We start from the raw sequence: 16,839 nt of genomic DNA on the forward strand, positions 1-16,839 counted from the left end.
ATTTAAAAGGAGTAGTAGATGATGAAAGATTTTACATTCAATGTACCACAGGATATTATTTTTGGAAAAGGCAGTTTAAAGAGACTTCCGGAGCTTCTTGAGAAAAGTGGTTCCAAGAAGATGCTTCTGATTTCCGGACCGGTTTTGAAGAAGATCGGAATGGTCGAGAAAGTCGAAGAGATCGTGAAGGCTTCCGGTATCGAAGTGGAAGTATTTACTGATGTAGAAGCAAATCCATCTGTTGCAACGGTAGATAAAGCAACAGAAGCATACAAAAAAGCAGGAGCAACCAGTATTGTAGCTTTCGGTGGCGGAAGTCCAATGGATGTGGCAAAGGCAGTTGGTGTTCTTGCAAAATACGGCGGAGAGATCGGAGATTATGAAGGTGCACACAAGGTACCGGGACCGATCGTTCCGATCATTGCGATCCCGACAACAGCAGGTACAGGAAGTGAAGTGACGGCATTTTCTGTTATTACCGATGAAGCAAGAAATTATAAGCTGACTGTGTTCAGCTATGAGCTGATCCCAAGCTATGCACTTCTGGATCCGGAGCTTGTTATGACTTCTCCGGCATCGGTAGCCGCAGCATGTGGCGTAGATGCACTGATCCATGCATGGGAGGCTTACACTTCAAGAGATGCATCTCCATTTTCTGATGCAATGGCAGAAAAGGCAATGGAACTGATCGGTGCAAATCTGCGCAGATTCGTAGCAAACCGTCAGGACGAAGAGGCGGCGGCAGCCATGCTCTCCGGAAGCATGTTCGCAGGTATCGCATTTGCATGGGCAAGACTTGGAAATATCCATGCTATGAGCCATCCGGTAAGCGCCTATTTCCATGTGGCACACGGTGTGGCAAATGCGATTCTTCTTCCAACGATTGTGGAATATAATGCACTTGCAGATCATGGACGTTATGAGAAGATCTACAATTATATCAGCAAAGAAAAAGACCCGGTGATCGATTTTGTTCCGGAAATGCTGGTAGATGAAGCGAGAGATCTGCTTCGTGATCTTGGTATTCCGCAGCATCTTGCCGATGTTGGTGTAACGGAAGATAAGATTGAACTGATGGCTGCCGATGCCATGAAGAGCGGAAATATCATGGCAAATCCGAGACAGTCTACGATCAGGGATATCATTGAACTTTATAAAAAAGCAATGTAGATCATTCAGGGGATATGAGTCAGCAGAAGCTGGTTGATATCCCCTTTTTTGATCTGAGTATAGAAAACAGGAAGAGATTGGTGTTCTGTATATTTTTTTTAATGCAAGAGTACCGGAGGCAAGAAAGCATAAATGTGAGTACATAGGTAAAGAATCTCCCGCATATAGTAAAAAGAGAATGGGAAAAGAGGGATATCCGTATGTGGTACCGACTGCTTTATGGAACAATCAGTTTTTTATGCTTTACATGGCTTCTGTTTACCTGGGGAGTGATCGATAACGGAAAGATCAAACTGATAAGAATGAATGATGAAACGGTAGAAGCATCCTATGAGGCAGGTGGAACAAACGAGCAGTATCAGGAAAAGCCCAAGATCGCCCTCACATTTGATGATGGCCCACATCCTTCCAGTACGCCAGTGCTCCTTGACGGGCTTGCCGGGCGGAATGTGAAGGTTACTTTTTTTGTGATCGGGGAAAATGTAGTAAAATATCCGAAAGTTGTGAGCAGAGAGGCTGAAGAAGGGCATATTATTGGAAATCATACTTACAGTCATGTAGATCTCACAAAAATGTCTCAGGAAATGACAGAGTGCGAACTCGGAAAGACCAATACCGCGATTGAAGAAATTACCGGAAAAAAGACGGAATATATGCGACCGCCCTATGGAGCCTGGAAGAAGGAGATGGAAGAGAATACCGGCATGATTGCGGTGCTATGGAATGTGGATCCGCTTGACTGGAATACGGATAATGAGACAGAAATTGTCAATAAAGTAGTGACGGAAACGGAGGAAAATGATATTATTTTATTACATGACTGTTATCTGTCTTCAGTAAAGGCGGCACTTCGCATTATCGATATCATGCAGGCGAAGGGATATGAATTTGTGACAGTCGATGAATTGCTGCTGGATTAAAGGAGAGGTTTTGATGGATTTATTTGATTATATGCGGGAGACGACAAAGGAGAAAGAATCGCCCCTTGCCTCCAGACTGCGTCCGACGACTCTGGATGAAGTGGTTGGACAGCAGCACATTATCGGAAAGGACAAGCTTTTATACCGTGCGATCAAGGCGGATAAACTGAGTTCTGTTATTTTTTACGGACCTCCGGGAACCGGAAAGACTACGCTTGCAAAGGTGATCGCCAATACTACAAGTGCAGAATTTACCCAGATCAATGCTACGGTTGCCGGGAAGAAGGATATGGAAGAAGTGGTGAATAAGGCGAAAGAACTGAAAGGGATGTACCAGAAAAGGACAATCCTTTTCATCGATGAGATTCACCGGTTTAATAAAGGACAGCAGGATTATCTGCTCCCGTTTGTGGAGGACGGCACGATCATTCTGATCGGTGCGACGACAGAAAATCCTTACTTTGAGGTGAACGGTGCGCTTCTTTCCAGATCCAGTGTATTTGAACTCCGTCCGCTTTCACAGGAAGAAGTAGAGACCCTGATTCTGAGAGCGGTGCAGGATGAAAAAAAAGGAATGGGAAGCTATCATGCGGTGATCGAGGAGGATGCCCTGCATTTCCTGGCAGACCTTGCCGGTGGAGATGCCAGATCTGCGCTTAATGCGGTGGAACTGGGTATCCTCACCACACCAAGAAGTGAGGATGGAATGATCCATATCACGCTGGAGGTTGCATCCGAATGTATACAGAAGCGGGTTGTGCGATATGATAAGACAGGAGATAATCATTATGATACCATATCCGCATTTATTAAAAGTATGCGCGGTTCTGATCCGGATGCAGCCGTATATTATCTGGCAAAGATGCTGTATGCCGGAGAAGACATTAAGTTTATTGCCCGCAGGATTATGATCTGTGCATCGGAAGATGTGGGAAATGCGGATCCGATGGCACTGAATGTTGCAGTCAGTGCAGCACAGGCAGTGGAGCGAATCGGAATGCCGGAGGCACAGATCATTTTATCACAGGCAGTTCTTTATGTGGCAACAGCGCCGAAGAGTAATTCAGCATGTAATGCTGTCTTTGCTGCGATGGACAATGTGAAAAAATATAAAACGACTGTTCCGGTGCATTTGCAGGATGCACATTATAAAGGTTCTGCAAAGCTGGGGCATGGAATTGGTTACAAATACGCGCATGATTATCCGAATCATTATGTAAAACAGCAGTATCTGCCGGATGAGATCAAAGATGCCGTATTCTATGAAGCGAGCGATAACGGCTACGAACAAACGATCAAAGCGCATATGAAGCGGATTAAGGATGAAGCGTAACCTATTCGCACAGGAAATCACTGCATTCACGCAGAAGGGATTGATTTGACACAGACACTCTGCTACCATATCTGTAAGCAGAAAGGAGTGAAGAATATGGGAGCAGTTCAGGACAGCTATATAACTGTTGCATGGCTGGTTCTTCTGGTAGTACTTCTGGTGATCGAGATCATAACGGTGGGACTTACAACGATCTGGGGAGCAGGAGGTGCGCTGGCGGCACTGATCCTGAATATTCTGGATGTACCGTTTGCCGGACAGGTGGTTGCATTTTTTATTGTGACAATTTTACTGCTTGTATTTACCAGACCATTTGCAATGCGTTTTATTAACACCCGCCGTCTGAAGACGAACTATGAAGGAATCATCGGAAAGACGATCCGGATCAGCCAGAAAGTAGATAACATAGGGCAGACTGGTATGGCGGTGGTAAATGGTACAGAGTGGACGGTAAGATCCGAACAGGATAACGTGATCCTGGAACCCGGAACACTGGCGAAGGTGGTTAATATATCCGGAGTAAAATTAATTGTAAAAAAATATGAGGAGGACTAAAAGATGACGGGACTTATTATTTTAGTAATTATTATTGTGATCGCATTACTGTTTCTGACTTCCTGCATTAAAATCGTGCCACAGGCAAAGGCACTGGTTATCGAACGTCTTGGTGCATATCAGGCAACATGGAGTGTAGGACTTCATTTTAAACTGCCGATCATTGAACGTGTGGCAAGAAGAGTAGATTTAAAAGAGCAGGTAGTTGATTTTGCACCGCAGCCGGTTATCACAAAGGATAATGTAACCATGCGGATCGATACCGTTGTATTCTACCAGATTACAGATCCGAAGATGTTCTGCTACGGAGTAGCGAACCCGATCATGGCAATCGAGAATCTGACGGCGACCACCCTTCGTAACATCATTGGTGATCTGGAACTTGACCAGACACTGACATCAAGAGAGACGATCAATACGAAGATGCGAGCATCTCTTGATGTGGCAACGGATCCATGGGGAATCAAAGTCAATCGTGTGGAACTGAAAAATATCATTCCACCGGCAGCAATCCAGGATGCAATGGAGAAACAGATGAAAGCAGAACGTGAAAGACGTGAAGCTATTCTCCGTGCAGAAGGTGAAAAGAAATCTACTGTCCTTGTTGCAGAAGGTGAAAAAGAATCTGTGATCCTGAAAGCGGAAGCTGAAAAACAGGCAGCGATCCTCCAGGCAGAAGCAGAAAAAGAAAAGAGGATCAAAGAGGCTGAAGGTGAAGCGGAAGCCATCCTTAAAGTACAGCAGGCAAATGCAGACGGTATCCGTTTCATCCGTGAAGCGGGTGCAGACCAGGCAGTGCTTACGATCAAGAGTCTGGAGGCATTTGAAAAGGCTGCAGACGGCAAGGCAACGAAAATCATCATTCCGTCAGAACTGCAGTCACTTGCGGGGCTTGTAAAGAGCGCTAAAGAAGTGATCAAGGAAGATTAGATTAAAAAAAGAGAGAGGAAAGGTGACAAATAGATGACGGATGTATTGATCCTGGAAGATGAACTGACTTCGCTGCAGGCATTGTCAGAGATTCTTACCACATATTCAGATGATATCCGTGTCCACAAGGCATCTTCCCTGAAAGAAGCAAAAGACCTGCTGGATCAGGAAATCCGGTATGGTCTTTTCCTTTTGGATGTAAATCTAAGCGGCGAGGACCGAGAGGATATCGGTGGGATTTTGTTCGCAAGAGAGATACGGGAGAGGTTTGAATATATTTTTACCCCGATCGTGATGGTGACTGCCATTGGCAATATGGAAATGCAGGCTTACCGGGAGCTGCACTGTTACCAGTACATTATGAAGCCATTTCACAGGGAGCAGGTGGAAGAGGTTGTTCAGAAGGTGCTGGAAAAAGAGAGCAGGGAGAAACCACCGGTGATCGTTGTGAAAAAAGACGGGATCAATTATCAGCTGAAATGCGAGGATATCCGTTATCTGGAAGCGATACCGAGAGGAACAAGACTGCATCTTGTGACGGAGAACTGGGATGTCCCTTATGTGACTCTCAGACAGATGCTGCTTAAGATGCCAAAAGGGATGTTTGCGCAGTGCCATCGGATGTATGCGGTCAATAAGAATGAAGTTGAATATTACGATACCGTCAACCGGATCATCCGGATCAAAAATTGTCCGGATACGGTAGAAATCGGTGTGACTTACAAATCGGTGATCGGAGGACTGTTAAATGGCTGATTGGGTACGCAAATTTCTATATCGTATTTTCTGCGTAATGGCACTTATGGTATCAGTCTATCTGATCGTGGATTTCCTGATCAGCGGTACCTTTGATTACAGGGTGTTTATCATGTTTGTTCTGATGGTGATCGTTGTGATCTGGGGAATTGTGGACTGGAGAAGTAATTATGTACTGATACGCCAGAAGGAAAATGAACTGCGGCTTTATCAGAACTATCTGATTCCGCTGGAAGAACTGGTCAAAGAAATCCGTGCCAAACAGCATGAATTTGACAATCATCTGAATGCAATCCTGAATATGCATCTGACCATCGACAATTATGAAGAACTGGTAGCAAAGCAGTCTGAATATATTACGGAAATTGCCAGAGAAGATGACAGCAGGAAGTATCTCCCCCTTCTGAAGATCAGCGATAAAATCCTGGCAGGATTTATCTACAGTAAAATTGTCCGTGCGCCGGAATATGTCCGGACCGATATCCGCGTGTGGAACAAAGAAATCGTTTCCGGCATTTCCGAACACCATCTGATCGAGATTGTTGGAACCCTGATCGACAATGCATACGAAGCCTGTACCGAAGAAAAAAATCAGGTACTGATCGAAATTGATTCCCAGAATGATAAGCTTATCTTCACGATAAAGAATCAGGTTGAAAATATAGGACTTGGCGAGATCAGTCATTTCTTTGAAAAAGGATTTTCTACGAAAGAAGATGGAAAAAAGCATGGACTGGGACTTTATAATGCAAAGATGCTTGTGAATCGTTACCACGGAGAAATTACGGTGGAAATAGAAGAAAGGAAATACATCAGTTTTGTGGTGGTTATTTAGGCAGATCGGAATATGGGACGGTCTGCTTTTTTTGTAGGTTGTGGTCGGACGTGGACAGAAAACAAATAGAGCAGATTCCTTTGTGCTGACCATTCCGATGAGCTACTTAAGGCGAAAATTGTGTCAGCAAGGGCTTCCACAATTTTTGTGTCTCATCTCCATAGCACAAACATGGAATCCTTATCCATTTGTTTTCTGTCCGTGCCCGGGATTCAGCTCTTTTGGAGCAGGCATGAGGCTTGCAAGCTTTCAAGAACGTAGCTGAGATCTGCCCAAAGAACAACGTAGAGTTTTCATGTCGTGAGATTCAAGTGTATCATTGCCCAATCACAGCCTTAATTTGCGAACCGTATCATTCACATCCATTACAATAACTGAGACATCAGCCACGCATAGACGACTTGATTTTTTTTCTGCCAGTTGAGTGCGATTGCCGCCGCTTCTTTTTCAGTCGGTACAGAAAGGGTCAGATCGATCAGGGGTTCGTGATTTTCAAAGACCTGACAGCGCACGGAATATTCCTCTCCTGCATTTTTCATATAATCCGCTTTTACGGAAACTTCATTTTTCAGATCATACTGTTTTGTCTGTAAAAAGTGGTCAATATCGTCCTGGATTGGCTTTGAGATTTTATCCCGGAAAAGATGAACCGTCCCTTTCCCATCTTCCGTCAGATGGAAAAGAGTGCGGTTGTGAGTGGATTCTTTCAGGATGAGACCACCGTCCGCAAGTTCAGAAAGAGCCTGCTGGAGTTTGAAATAATCGGTATATCCTTTGTCCAGGACAAATTCAGAAATCTGGGAGTTGGTCAGAGGAAAATCAACTTTGTCCAGCATGTATAGAATGATGAGTTTATAAAGTGTAAATGCTTCTGCCATAGGGCTGCCTCCTTAAAATGTAGTATATTCTTTTCCCTGCCAGAGATTCTGCTCTTTTAAATAGCGCTGCATCTGATTGAGTACTAACCGTTTATTGCCGGTCCAGAGCGGTGCGATAAGAAGAGATTTTGGTCCGTCACCGGTCAGACGGTGAATGACAATATCCGGACGGAGCGAAGCGATACATTTTCCGAGCAGATGAAAATAAGAGTTCATATCTGGAATATAAAAAGGTTCCTGCCTGTAAAAATCTGCCAGATCGGTATGCTTCAGAACGTGGAGAAGCTGCAGCTTGATTCCGTCAATCGGAAGAGCGTTCAGATAATGGATGGTTGCGAGCATATCTGCTTCAGATTCTCCCGGAAGAAATAAAATTACGTGGGTGATGATCTGTACCCCAATCGCGTGAAGGGAATGGACCGCCTGCTCAAAGACGGAAAGTGGATAACCACGGCGCATCCAGTTGGCAGTGCGTTCGTGGATCGTCTGAAGTCCAAGCTCTACCCAGACCGGTTTAATGGCATTTAGTTCGGCAAGCAGTGTAAGGATTTCAGGTGAAAGGCAATCCGGACGCGTTGCGATAGATAAAATGCGTACTTCTGGATCAGAAATCGCTTCGGTAAAGATCCGGCGCAGATGGCAGGCTGGTGCATAGGTATTGGTATATGCCTGAAAATAGGCGATATAGCTGTGTCCGTTGTATTTGGGGCGGACAAGGCCTTTTCCATAGGCAAGCTGATCGGCAACAGAAAGAGAAGAAGAAGCGGCAAAATCGCCGGATCCGCCTTCGCTACAGAAGATACAACCGCGTGTGCCGCAGGTTCCGTCCCGGTTCGGACAGGAACAGCCTCCGTTTAAAGAAATCTTGTACAGTTTTTCACCGAAATTCTGTTTCAGATAGTAGTCCAGTGCATAGTAGCGCCGTTCTCCCCAGCGCAGGGGATTTTCTTTTTTGCAAGTAAGCCCGCAGGATATTTCCTGCGGGCGATTGATATCATGAGTCCTTGTATTCATAAGATTAAATCAGAGCTTTGACAGCTTCGCTTACGACCTGTGATACGCGAGGGTCAAAAGCTTCCGGAAGAATATTGTCCTCGTTCAGCTCTTCATCCGGAACAAGTCCAGCGATTGCTTTTGCTGTGGCAAGCTTCATCTCTTCGGTGATCTGTGGTGCACGTCCCTCTAATGCACCTTTAAAGATACCAGGGAAAGCGACAACGTTGTTGACCTGGTTTGGGAAGTCAGAACGTCCGGTTCCGACAACTTTTGCGCCTGCAGCTTTTGCAAGATCCGGCATGATCTCCGGTACCGGGTTTGCCATTGCGAAAAGGATCGCATCCTTATTCATAGAAGCAACCATTTCCTGGGAAACAATGTTCGGGGCAGATACACCGACGAAAATATCAGCACCCTTGAGTGCATCAGCAAGTGTACCGGTCTCATGGTCGAGATTGGTCACTTTGGTCATCTCTTTCTGCATCCAGTTCAGATTCGGTGAATCAGCTGAGATGATTCCATTGATATCACACATGGTGATCTTCGGGAAACCGTAGGTGAGAAGAAGCTTTGTGATTGCAACTCCGGCACTTCCGGCACCATTTACAACAATTTTACAGTCTTCTTTTTTCTTGCCGGTTACTTTCAGGGCGTTGATGATGCCTGCCAGAACGACGATGGCGGTTCCGTGCTGGTCATCGTGGAATACAGGGATATCAAGAAGTTCTTTTAAACGGCTCTCAATCTCAAAACAGCGTGGGGCAGAGATATCTTCCAGGTTGATTCCGCCAAAAGCAGGTGCAATATTGACAACTGTCTTAATAATCTCTTCTGTATCCTGAGTGTCCAGGCAGATCGGAACTGCGTTGACTCCGCCGAATTCTTTGAAAAGAACTGCTTTTCCTTCCATAACAGGCATGGCGGCTTTGGCTCCGATGTTACCAAGTCCGAGAACGGCACTACCGTCGGATACTACAGCGATTGTGTTGGCTTTCATCGTGTATTTGTAGGCTGCATCCGGGTCCTTTGCAATGACCTTGCATGGCTCGGCAACGCCTGGTGTATATGCGATTGCGAGGTCTTCACGAGAGTTTACGTGTGACTTTGCAGTAGTTTCAATTTTTCCATTCCATTTTTCATGCATTTCAAGTGCTTGCTCAATTGCTGACATTTTCATACGTCCTCCTTTGATTACAGTTTTGCTGCTCTTTTATGATAACATTCTTCTGATATGAAAGCAAATCAAAAAACTTCTTTCCATTTTGTGCAAAATGTTGTATACTTGGGTTTATCAAAAGCAGATTAGTCAGTTCAGACAAGATTTCCCAATGTTAAAAGTTTAATATTTTTTTGGATAAGAAAAGTAATTGGAATAAAGGAGGAATATAGAACATATGACGAGAGAAAAATATGAGTCCCTGCCTCTTTCTACATTAAAAGAGGTGGCAAAAACGCGCGGACTTCGCGGAATTTCAACGATGAAAAAAGCAGATCTGATCGATCTTATGCTGGAAGAAGATGACAAAGTTTCAATAAAAGAGGCGAAGGAGGAAGTAAAATCCGAAAAAGCCGGAACCGCAGATATTGAACAGCTCGACAGTGGACGTACGGTGAATGGAATTCTGGAAGTCATGGATGGATACGGATTTATCCGTTCCCAGAACTATCTGCCGGGCGAGGAAGATGTATATGTATCACCATCGCAGATCCGCAGATTCAGCCTGAAGACAGGGGATATCCTGACAGGAAATACAAGAGTAAAGACACAGTCTGAAAAATTCAGTGCGCTTCTGTATCTGACCAAGATCAATGGAATGTCTCCGGCAGAAGCAGGACGCAGAATGAACTTTGAAAATATGACACCGATTTTCCCAAATGAACGTCTCAGACTGGAAGCGGGAAAGAGCAGCACTGCAATGCGTGTTATGGATCTGATCTCTCCAATTGGTAAGGGACAGCGAGGCATGATCGTATCACCGCCGAAAGCAGGTAAGACAACCCTGTTGAAGCAGGTGGCGCTTTCTATGAGGAAGAATAATCCGGAGATCCATCTTCTGATCCTTCTGATCGATGAACGTCCGGAAGAAGTAACCGACATCAAAGAAGCCATTGAAGGGGATAATGTGGAAGTTATTTATTCGACCTTTGATGAGCTTCCGGAGCATCATAAACGTGTGTCAGAGATGGTGATCGAGCGTGCAAAACGTCTGGTTGAGCACAAAAAGGACGTTGTGATCCTTTTGGACAGCATTACCCGTCTGGCAAGAGCATACAACCTGGTTGTTCCACCGAGCGGACGAACCCTGTCCGGTGGTCTTGATCCGGCAGCACTTCATATGCCGAAACGTTTCTTTGGGGCAGCGAGAAATATGCGTGAGGGCGGAAGCCTTACTATCCTCGCAACCGCACTTGTAGATACCGGAAGCAAGATGGATGATGTCATCTACGAAGAATTTAAGGGAACCGGTAATATGGAACTGGTGCTTGACCGGAAGCTTTCTGAAAAGAGAATCTTTCCTGCAATCGATATCCCGAAATCCGGAACAAGAAGAGAGGATCTGCTTCTTACGAAAGAGGAGCAGGAAGCAGTGGATATTATGCGCCGTGCATTAAACGGAATGAAGTCAGATGAAGCGGTAGACAGCATTCTGAATATGTTTGACCGCACGAAAAATAACGTAGAATTTGTCCAAATGGTCAAAAAAACAAAGTTTATTTAGAAAATTACTTGCATTTAGAAAAAAACTATGTTATGCTAACATAGCTGTTTAAAGATATTAGCCGCGTGAAAGCGCGTAAAACGAATAAAACAAGAAGAGGTGAAAATCATGAAAGAAGGAATCCATCCAGATTACTATCAGGCAACTGTAACTTGCAACTGTGGGAATACATTCGTAACAGGTTCTACAAGCAAAGAAATCCACGTAGAAATCTGCTCTAAATGTCATCCGTTCTACACAGGACAGCAGAAAGCAACTCAGGCCAGAGGTCGTGTTGACAAGTTTAACAAGAAATACGGAATTCAGTAATAAGAGAATTCAACAGGCTGGGATTGTGAAATCTCAGCCTATTTTGTGTATACGATGAATTAAAAAGGACATAACAGAATATGAAATCTTCGAATATTGGTGGTCAGGCTGTCATCGAAGGCGTGATGATGAAGAATAAAGACCGTTATGCGGTTGCGGTGAGAAAGCCTGACGGAGAGATAGAAGTTACAACAGATACATATAAAAGTGTAGTTGGAAAATATACGGCACTTACGAAGCTACCTTTTGTCAGAGGAATCTTTAATTTTGTTGATTCTCTGGTGCTGGGGATGAAGACTTTGACCTGGTCAGCAAGCTTCTATGAGGAAGAGGAAGAAAAAGAGATGACCGAAGTCGAAGAAAAGAAGCAGGAGCGTACGGAAAAGCTTTTGATGACGCTGACGATGGTTGTATCTTTTGCACTTGCGATCGGTATTTTTATGGTACTTCCGTATTTTTTGTCAGATCTGCTGAAGAAATGGATTTCTTCCTATACAGTTCGGATTATCATTGAGGGAATCATCCGCATTGCGATTTTTGTTGCCTATGTGGGCGGAATTTCGGTAATGAACGATATTAAGCGTTTGTATCGCTATCATGGCGCGGAGCATAAGTGTATCAACTGTATTGAACATGGACTTCCACTGACTGTTGAAAATGTTAGAAAGAGCTCTAAAGAACACAAAAGATGTGGAACCAGCTTCATGCTGTTTGTCATGATCGTGGGAATCGTTCTCTTATTTTTTGTAAGGGTAGAATCTCCGCTGATGAGAGTGATTGTGAGAATTGCACTTCTTCCGGTGATTGCTGGTATTTCTTATGAGTTGATCAAATGGGCAGGAAGCAGTGAGAATCCGGTCGTGTGTATCTTAAGTAAGCCGGGACTTTGGCTGCAGGGGCTTACGACAAAGGAACCGGACGATGAGATGATCGAGGTCGGGATTGCGGCTGTAGAAGCGGTGTTTGACTGGAAAGCGTATTTGAGAGAGAATTTCGGATATAAGGAAGAGGAGTAAAAGCTGTGACCTATCAGGAAGCATATCAGAAAGCCACAGGTGAATTGAAAGCGGCGGGGATTCCGGAGCCGGAAAGTGATGCCTGGATCCTGCTGGAGCATGTGACCGGCATGACAAGGACCAGATATTATGTGGATGGTTTTGAAAGAATGCCGAAAAATGAAGAAGACCGGTTCTTTGAGCTGGTAAGCTGCAGAAAAACCCGGATTCCGGTGCAGCATCTGACCGGGGTTCAGGAATTTATGGGATATGAATTTGCAGTCAATGAACATGTACTTGTGCCAAGACAGGATACTGAGATTCTTGTAGAGGAAGCAGAAAAAAGACTGCTTCTTATGAAAAAGGAAAATCCGGTAAAAGTGCTGGATATGTGTACCGGTTCAGGCTGTATCCCAATCAGCCTGAAACTGAGAAATCCGCAGATTGTCATAGAAGGTGCAGATATTTCAGAAGAAGCTTTGAAAGTGGCTGAAAAAAATGCCAAAAAGCTGGGAGTGAGCGGTAAGTGGATCCAGACTGATATGTTTGAAAATATTACAGGAACATTTGATATGATCACATCGAATCCACCTTATATCCCGACAAAAGTGATCGAAGAGCTGGAAGCAGAGGTACGTCTTCATGACCCGTATGAGGCATTGGACGGAAAAGAGGACGGTCTTTATTTTTACCGGATCCTGGCAGAAAAGGTTCCGGAATATCTGACAGACGGCGGCTGGCTTGTGATGGAGATTGGATATGACCAGAGTACAGATGTGGAAAAATTGCTGAAAGAGACTGGATTTGAACAGGTTTCAACGCAAAAGGATCTGGCAGGTCTTGACCGTGTGGTAAGTGGCGTGTACAATAGGCATAGCAAATAACAGGAGGAAAAGAAATGTTTGATAAATTAGAAGATCTGCTCATTCGTTATGAGGAGATTATGGGTGAGCTTCAGGAACCGGACGTGGTGAATGACCAGTCACGTTTCCGCAAGCTGATGAAAGAACAGAATGATCTGACCCCGATTGTTGAGGCATATAAAGAATATAAAAATTGTAAACAGAACATTGAAGACAGTCTTTCTCTTCTGGAGGAAGAATCCGATGAAGAGATGAAAGAGCTGGCAAAAGAAGAACTCAGTGAGTCTAAGAAGAGAGTCGAAGAGCTGGAACAGGAGCTCAAGATCCTTCTTCTTCCAAAAGACCCGAACGATGACAAGAACGTTATCGTGGAGATCCGTGCAGGTGCAGGTGGAGATGAAGCTGCCCTTTTTGCGGCTGAGATCTACCGTATGTATGTACATTATGCAGACAGCAGACGCTGGAAGACAGAGATGATCTCCCTCAATGAAAACGGAATTGGCGGATTCAAGGAAGTTGTATTTATGATCACAGGACAGGGAGCATATTCCCGTATGAAGTATGAAAGTGGTGTACATCGTGTACAGCGTGTGCCGGAGACAGAAAGCGGCGGACGTATCCATACTTCAACCATTACCGTAGCAGTGATGCCAGAAGCAGAAGAAGTTGACGTTGTGATCGATGAAAAAGATATCCGTATCGATGTTATGCGTGCATCTGGTAACGGTGGTCAGTGTGTCAATACCACAGACTCTGCTGTACGACTGACTCATTATCCGACAGGAATCGTGATCTACAGCCAGACTGAAAAATCACAGCTGCAGAACAAGGAAAAGGCATTCCGTCTTCTGCGTTCCAAGTTATATGAACTGGAACTGGAGAAGAAGCAGTCTGCAGAGGCTGAGGCAAGAAGAAGCCAGATCGGTACCGGAGACCGTTCTGAGAAGATCCGTACTTACAACTTCCCACAGGGACGTGTGACCGATCACAGAATCAAGCTTACGCTTCATAAGCTGGACAGCATTATGAACGGAGATCTGGATGAAATCATTGATAGCCTGATCGCAGCAGACCAGGCAGCAAAGCTGGCATCGATGAATGAGGCAGTATAATAGAAGCAGGCAAAAGTGTATAAAGACAGGAAAGCCTGTGAGTATGTTCTTCGAATTATTATGGATAATGAAGCAAGAATGGACGAGAAGAAAGATGTAGCATATTCTCTCACTGACAGGAAAATGAGTGTTGCGGATATTTCTGAAATTATAAAAGTAAATATTGAAACCGTCAGAGGATGGCTTGCAGGACGCACTCCTGCTAAAAAATAGTAATAGGATACCCTCATACAGGTCAAGAAAACAGAAATGTCCCGTATGGGGGATTTTTATATACCGAAAAACAAAACAGAGGCGTTGAATGAACATACAACAATTAACTTACATTGTAGAAATCGCAAATTGCAAAAGCATTTCCCACGCAGCAGAGTACCTTTTCGTCTCGCAGCCCGCTCTGTCCCAGCAGATCCGAAATCTGGAAAAGGAACTGGGATACTGCGTATTTCACAGGACAAGCAAAGGACTGGAACTTACCGAAAAAGGGAATATTTTTTACCAAAAAGCGCAAGAAATGCTAAAAGACTGGAATCGTTTTAAAGAAGAAGTGATTTCGGGAACAGAACATAAAAAATTAAAAATCGGACTTGGTGCCAGAGTCTATTCCAATAGACTGTTTCCGAAGATTGCCAGATATTTTGAAAGGCATCCGGAGCTCGAGGTGACATTTTATACGGAGGCTGGGCTGGATGCATATGCGGCGATCAAGGACGGTTCCCTTGATATGGCACTGGACCGGATGCCGGAAAATGAAATCGGCATGGAGAAATGTGTCTGTTTTGCAAAAGAACTGATCCGTGAGAAGCAGTGTATACTGACGGCACCGGATCATCCGCTCGCGCGGAAGAAAAATGCTTCAATCATGGATTGCAGGGAATATACTATGCTCACAGGACTGGAGCATTCGGTGGAAGACCGTCTCCTCAGAAAGACATATGGTGAACAGAATATCACATGGAAGAGAGTCATCCGCTCAGACAGCATCGATACGGTGATGAAGATGGTGAAAAGCGGAAGCGGAATCGCGATCGGACCAAAGTCCTTTGCAGAATACTATGGGGTTACGGCGGTGCCACTGGTTCCATCCAGGCAGGACAGTCTTTATTTTGCCTGCTTGAAATCAAAGAAAAAAGAGCCGGAAATCCGGGAATTTCAGAGGTATCTGACTACTCTGGTTTCCAGTGTTTGTCCAGATTAAATCCGCGTCCCTGGACTTCCTGTACCTGGGAAACGATGATAAAGCTTTCCGGATCGATCTGATGAACATTTTTTTCAAGTTGGACGAGTTCACGGTTGGAGATGACGGTGAGAACCATATTCAGCTGCTGGTTCAGATAGCCACCCTGAACTGGAATGATGGTTGCACCACGGTCAATCTGGGTAAGTACAAAATTACGGATTTCATCTGAATGTTTGCTGATGATCTGAACAGCAATCCTTGAAGTTCCGCTGACGATCAGCTTGTTCATGACAAGGGTGTAAATGATCACATACAAAATCGCATATAGTACCTTGTCAACTGGCTGATAAAGTGCCTGCCCCAGGATGACAAAGAAGTCAATGATGTACAATCCGGCTGAAACAGGAAAACGGAAATATTTATTTAAGATCAGTGGCGGAACGTCTACGCCACCGGTAGAAGCACCGGTACGGATGATCATTCCAAGGGAGATCCCGATTCCGATGCCGGCAAAGAGTGTGCATAGGATCAGATTGTCTGTCAGAACATAATCTCCAAGGATCTGATTGAAGAATTCCAGTGCGATCGGATACATAAAAGAGCTTAAAATTGCAGATAATGTATATTTTTTCCCGAGGAAAATATAGGCAAGCACCAGCATGATAATGTTGAAAGCGAGCACCAGAGAGGAAAGAGGGATCCCGGTTATGCGCTGCAGGATCAGCCCGATTCCGGTCGTGCCACCGGCAACAAGGTCAGCCGGAAGAAGAAATACTCTGGCTGAAAAAGCGTTGAGTATATTTCCCAGGCAGATGATGAGAACAGAAGAAATCTGTTCTTTTCTTTTTGTAGTAAGTTTCATTGGTCAGTACCTCCATAAGTCGATACTTCTAATTTAGGAGAAATGGGAGTAAATGGGAAATACATAATATGAATATTGATATAAGAAAAACTTATATTGTGACTGACACTGTGTCCTTGAAAAAAATCAGAATATGCTAAAATTGACATAAATGAGAAAACATGAGGAGGTCATTAACAGTTAAAGATAAATTACAAAATCATATAAGTAGATATTGAGTTTTATAAGATATTAGACTAGAATATTATTGAAAGAAAGTGGCTATAGATATTATTCTGATGAGCAACTCAACCAGGTAATAAATGTAAAGCCTATAAATCGCATTACAATTGGATATTGTCGCGTTTCCAGCCATAAACAAAAAGATGGTTTGGAACGACAGATTGATAATGTTAAGACATATCTTTTGGCAAAAGGACAGCCGTTTG

The 16,839-nt window shown here is 44.2% G+C and carries 18 protein-coding genes and 1 pseudogene; 15 read left to right on the forward strand and 4 right to left on the reverse strand.

What is annotated here, in order from left to right:
* Positions 1-21 precede the first annotated feature (21 nt).
* The 7 genes from PGU50_RS10710 (at position 22) to PGU50_RS10740 (ending at position 6,499) form a co-directional block, all read left to right on the forward strand.
* Entirely contained in the window at positions 22-1,170 is a 1,149-nt protein-coding gene (locus PGU50_RS10710; protein ID WP_055156811.1) for an iron-containing alcohol dehydrogenase, read from the forward strand.
* A gap of 302 nt (positions 1,171-1,472) precedes the next feature.
* Positions 1,473-2,090: a polysaccharide deacetylase family protein gene (locus PGU50_RS10715; protein ID WP_207719254.1), complete on the forward strand. Its 618-nt coding sequence runs from the start codon at positions 1,473-1,475 to the stop codon at positions 2,088-2,090.
* A 13-nt stretch (positions 2,091-2,103) separates the two neighbouring features.
* Positions 2,104-3,423 (forward strand): replication-associated recombination protein A, encoded by a 1,320-nt coding sequence (locus PGU50_RS10720; RefSeq protein ID WP_195368471.1) that lies wholly within the window; start codon positions 2,104-2,106, stop codon positions 3,421-3,423.
* Between the two features lie 96 nt (positions 3,424-3,519).
* The gene (locus PGU50_RS10725; RefSeq protein WP_022220409.1) at positions 3,520-3,978 is read left to right on the forward strand and encodes an NfeD family protein; all 459 of its coding nucleotides are present in this window, start codon (positions 3,520-3,522) and stop codon (positions 3,976-3,978) included.
* A 3-nt stretch (positions 3,979-3,981) separates the two neighbouring features.
* The gene (locus tag PGU50_RS10730) at positions 3,982-4,908 is read left to right on the forward strand and encodes an SPFH domain-containing protein (RefSeq protein ID WP_022220408.1); all 927 of its coding nucleotides are present in this window, start codon (positions 3,982-3,984) and stop codon (positions 4,906-4,908) included.
* A gap of 33 nt (positions 4,909-4,941) precedes the next feature.
* Complete coding sequence (locus PGU50_RS10735; protein ID WP_270246946.1) at positions 4,942-5,664, forward strand: LytR/AlgR family response regulator transcription factor; 723 nt, start codon at positions 4,942-4,944, stop codon at positions 5,662-5,664.
* Positions 5,657-6,499: a sensor histidine kinase gene (locus tag PGU50_RS10740; protein WP_008369567.1), complete on the forward strand. Its 843-nt coding sequence runs from the start codon at positions 5,657-5,659 to the stop codon at positions 6,497-6,499. The genes PGU50_RS10735 and PGU50_RS10740 overlap by 8 nt, the downstream gene beginning before the upstream one ends.
* 365 nt (positions 6,500-6,864) lie before the next feature.
* Here the strand turns inward: PGU50_RS10740 and PGU50_RS10745 are convergent, their stop codons facing one another.
* The 3 genes from PGU50_RS10745 to PGU50_RS10755 are packed head-to-tail and all read right to left on the reverse strand — an operon-like array spanning position 6,865 to position 9,544.
* Complete coding sequence (locus PGU50_RS10745; protein WP_195254746.1) at positions 6,865-7,377, reverse strand: DUF4364 family protein; 513 nt, start codon at positions 7,375-7,377, stop codon at positions 6,865-6,867.
* A gap of 12 nt (positions 7,378-7,389) precedes the next feature.
* The gene (locus PGU50_RS10750) at positions 7,390-8,391 is read right to left on the reverse strand and encodes a TIGR01212 family radical SAM protein (RefSeq protein ID WP_270246947.1); all 1,002 of its coding nucleotides are present in this window, start codon (positions 8,389-8,391) and stop codon (positions 7,390-7,392) included.
* Between the two features lie 4 nt (positions 8,392-8,395).
* A complete protein-coding gene (locus PGU50_RS10755; protein WP_022220405.1) occupies positions 8,396-9,544 on the reverse strand; it encodes an NAD(P)-dependent malic enzyme in 1,149 nt (382 codons plus the stop codon).
* Positions 9,545-9,767: 223 nt separating this feature from the next.
* Here PGU50_RS10755 and rho point away from each other — a divergent pair, with 223 nt between their 5' ends.
* The 7 genes from rho (at position 9,768) to PGU50_RS10790 (ending at position 15,567) form a co-directional block, all read left to right on the forward strand.
* Positions 9,768-11,093 (forward strand): transcription termination factor Rho, encoded by a 1,326-nt coding sequence (gene rho, locus PGU50_RS10760; protein WP_008369555.1) that lies wholly within the window; start codon positions 9,768-9,770, stop codon positions 11,091-11,093.
* A 108-nt stretch (positions 11,094-11,201) separates the two neighbouring features.
* A complete protein-coding gene (gene rpmE / locus PGU50_RS10765; RefSeq protein WP_008369554.1) occupies positions 11,202-11,402 on the forward strand; it encodes a 50S ribosomal protein L31 in 201 nt (66 codons plus the stop codon).
* Positions 11,403-11,482: 80 nt separating this feature from the next.
* Positions 11,483-12,418, forward strand: coding sequence for a DUF1385 domain-containing protein (locus PGU50_RS10770; protein WP_008369553.1), 936 nt, complete (start codon positions 11,483-11,485; stop codon positions 12,416-12,418).
* Between the two features lie 5 nt (positions 12,419-12,423).
* A complete protein-coding gene (prmC, locus tag PGU50_RS10775; RefSeq protein WP_270246948.1) occupies positions 12,424-13,281 on the forward strand; it encodes a peptide chain release factor N(5)-glutamine methyltransferase in 858 nt (285 codons plus the stop codon).
* A gap of 14 nt (positions 13,282-13,295) precedes the next feature.
* Positions 13,296-14,372 (forward strand): peptide chain release factor 1, encoded by a 1,077-nt coding sequence (gene prfA / locus PGU50_RS10780; RefSeq protein WP_117824617.1) that lies wholly within the window; start codon positions 13,296-13,298, stop codon positions 14,370-14,372.
* 15 nt (positions 14,373-14,387) lie between these two features.
* The gene (locus PGU50_RS10785; protein ID WP_270246949.1) at positions 14,388-14,585 is read left to right on the forward strand and encodes a hypothetical protein; all 198 of its coding nucleotides are present in this window, start codon (positions 14,388-14,390) and stop codon (positions 14,583-14,585) included.
* A gap of 88 nt (positions 14,586-14,673) precedes the next feature.
* Complete coding sequence (locus PGU50_RS10790; protein ID WP_270246950.1) at positions 14,674-15,567, forward strand: LysR family transcriptional regulator; 894 nt, start codon at positions 14,674-14,676, stop codon at positions 15,565-15,567.
* On the opposite strand, the gene PGU50_RS10795 is transcribed toward PGU50_RS10790, so the two are convergent.
* Positions 15,536-16,411, reverse strand: a complete 876-nt coding sequence (locus PGU50_RS10795) for a YitT family protein (protein WP_008369547.1) — start codon at positions 16,409-16,411, stop codon at positions 15,536-15,538. The two genes, PGU50_RS10790 and PGU50_RS10795, sit on opposite strands and share 32 nt — an antisense overlap.
* 256 nt (positions 16,412-16,667) lie before the next feature.
* On the opposite strand from PGU50_RS10795, the pseudogene PGU50_RS10800 reads away from it, so the two are divergent.
* Positions 16,668-16,839 (forward strand): annotated as a pseudogene (locus tag PGU50_RS10800) (recombinase family protein); the annotation flags it as partial.

The organism is Coprococcus sp. AM11-30B, from assembly GCF_027674365.1.
Taxonomy (GTDB): Bacteria; Bacillota; Clostridia; order Lachnospirales; family Lachnospiraceae; genus Allocoprococcus; species Allocoprococcus comes.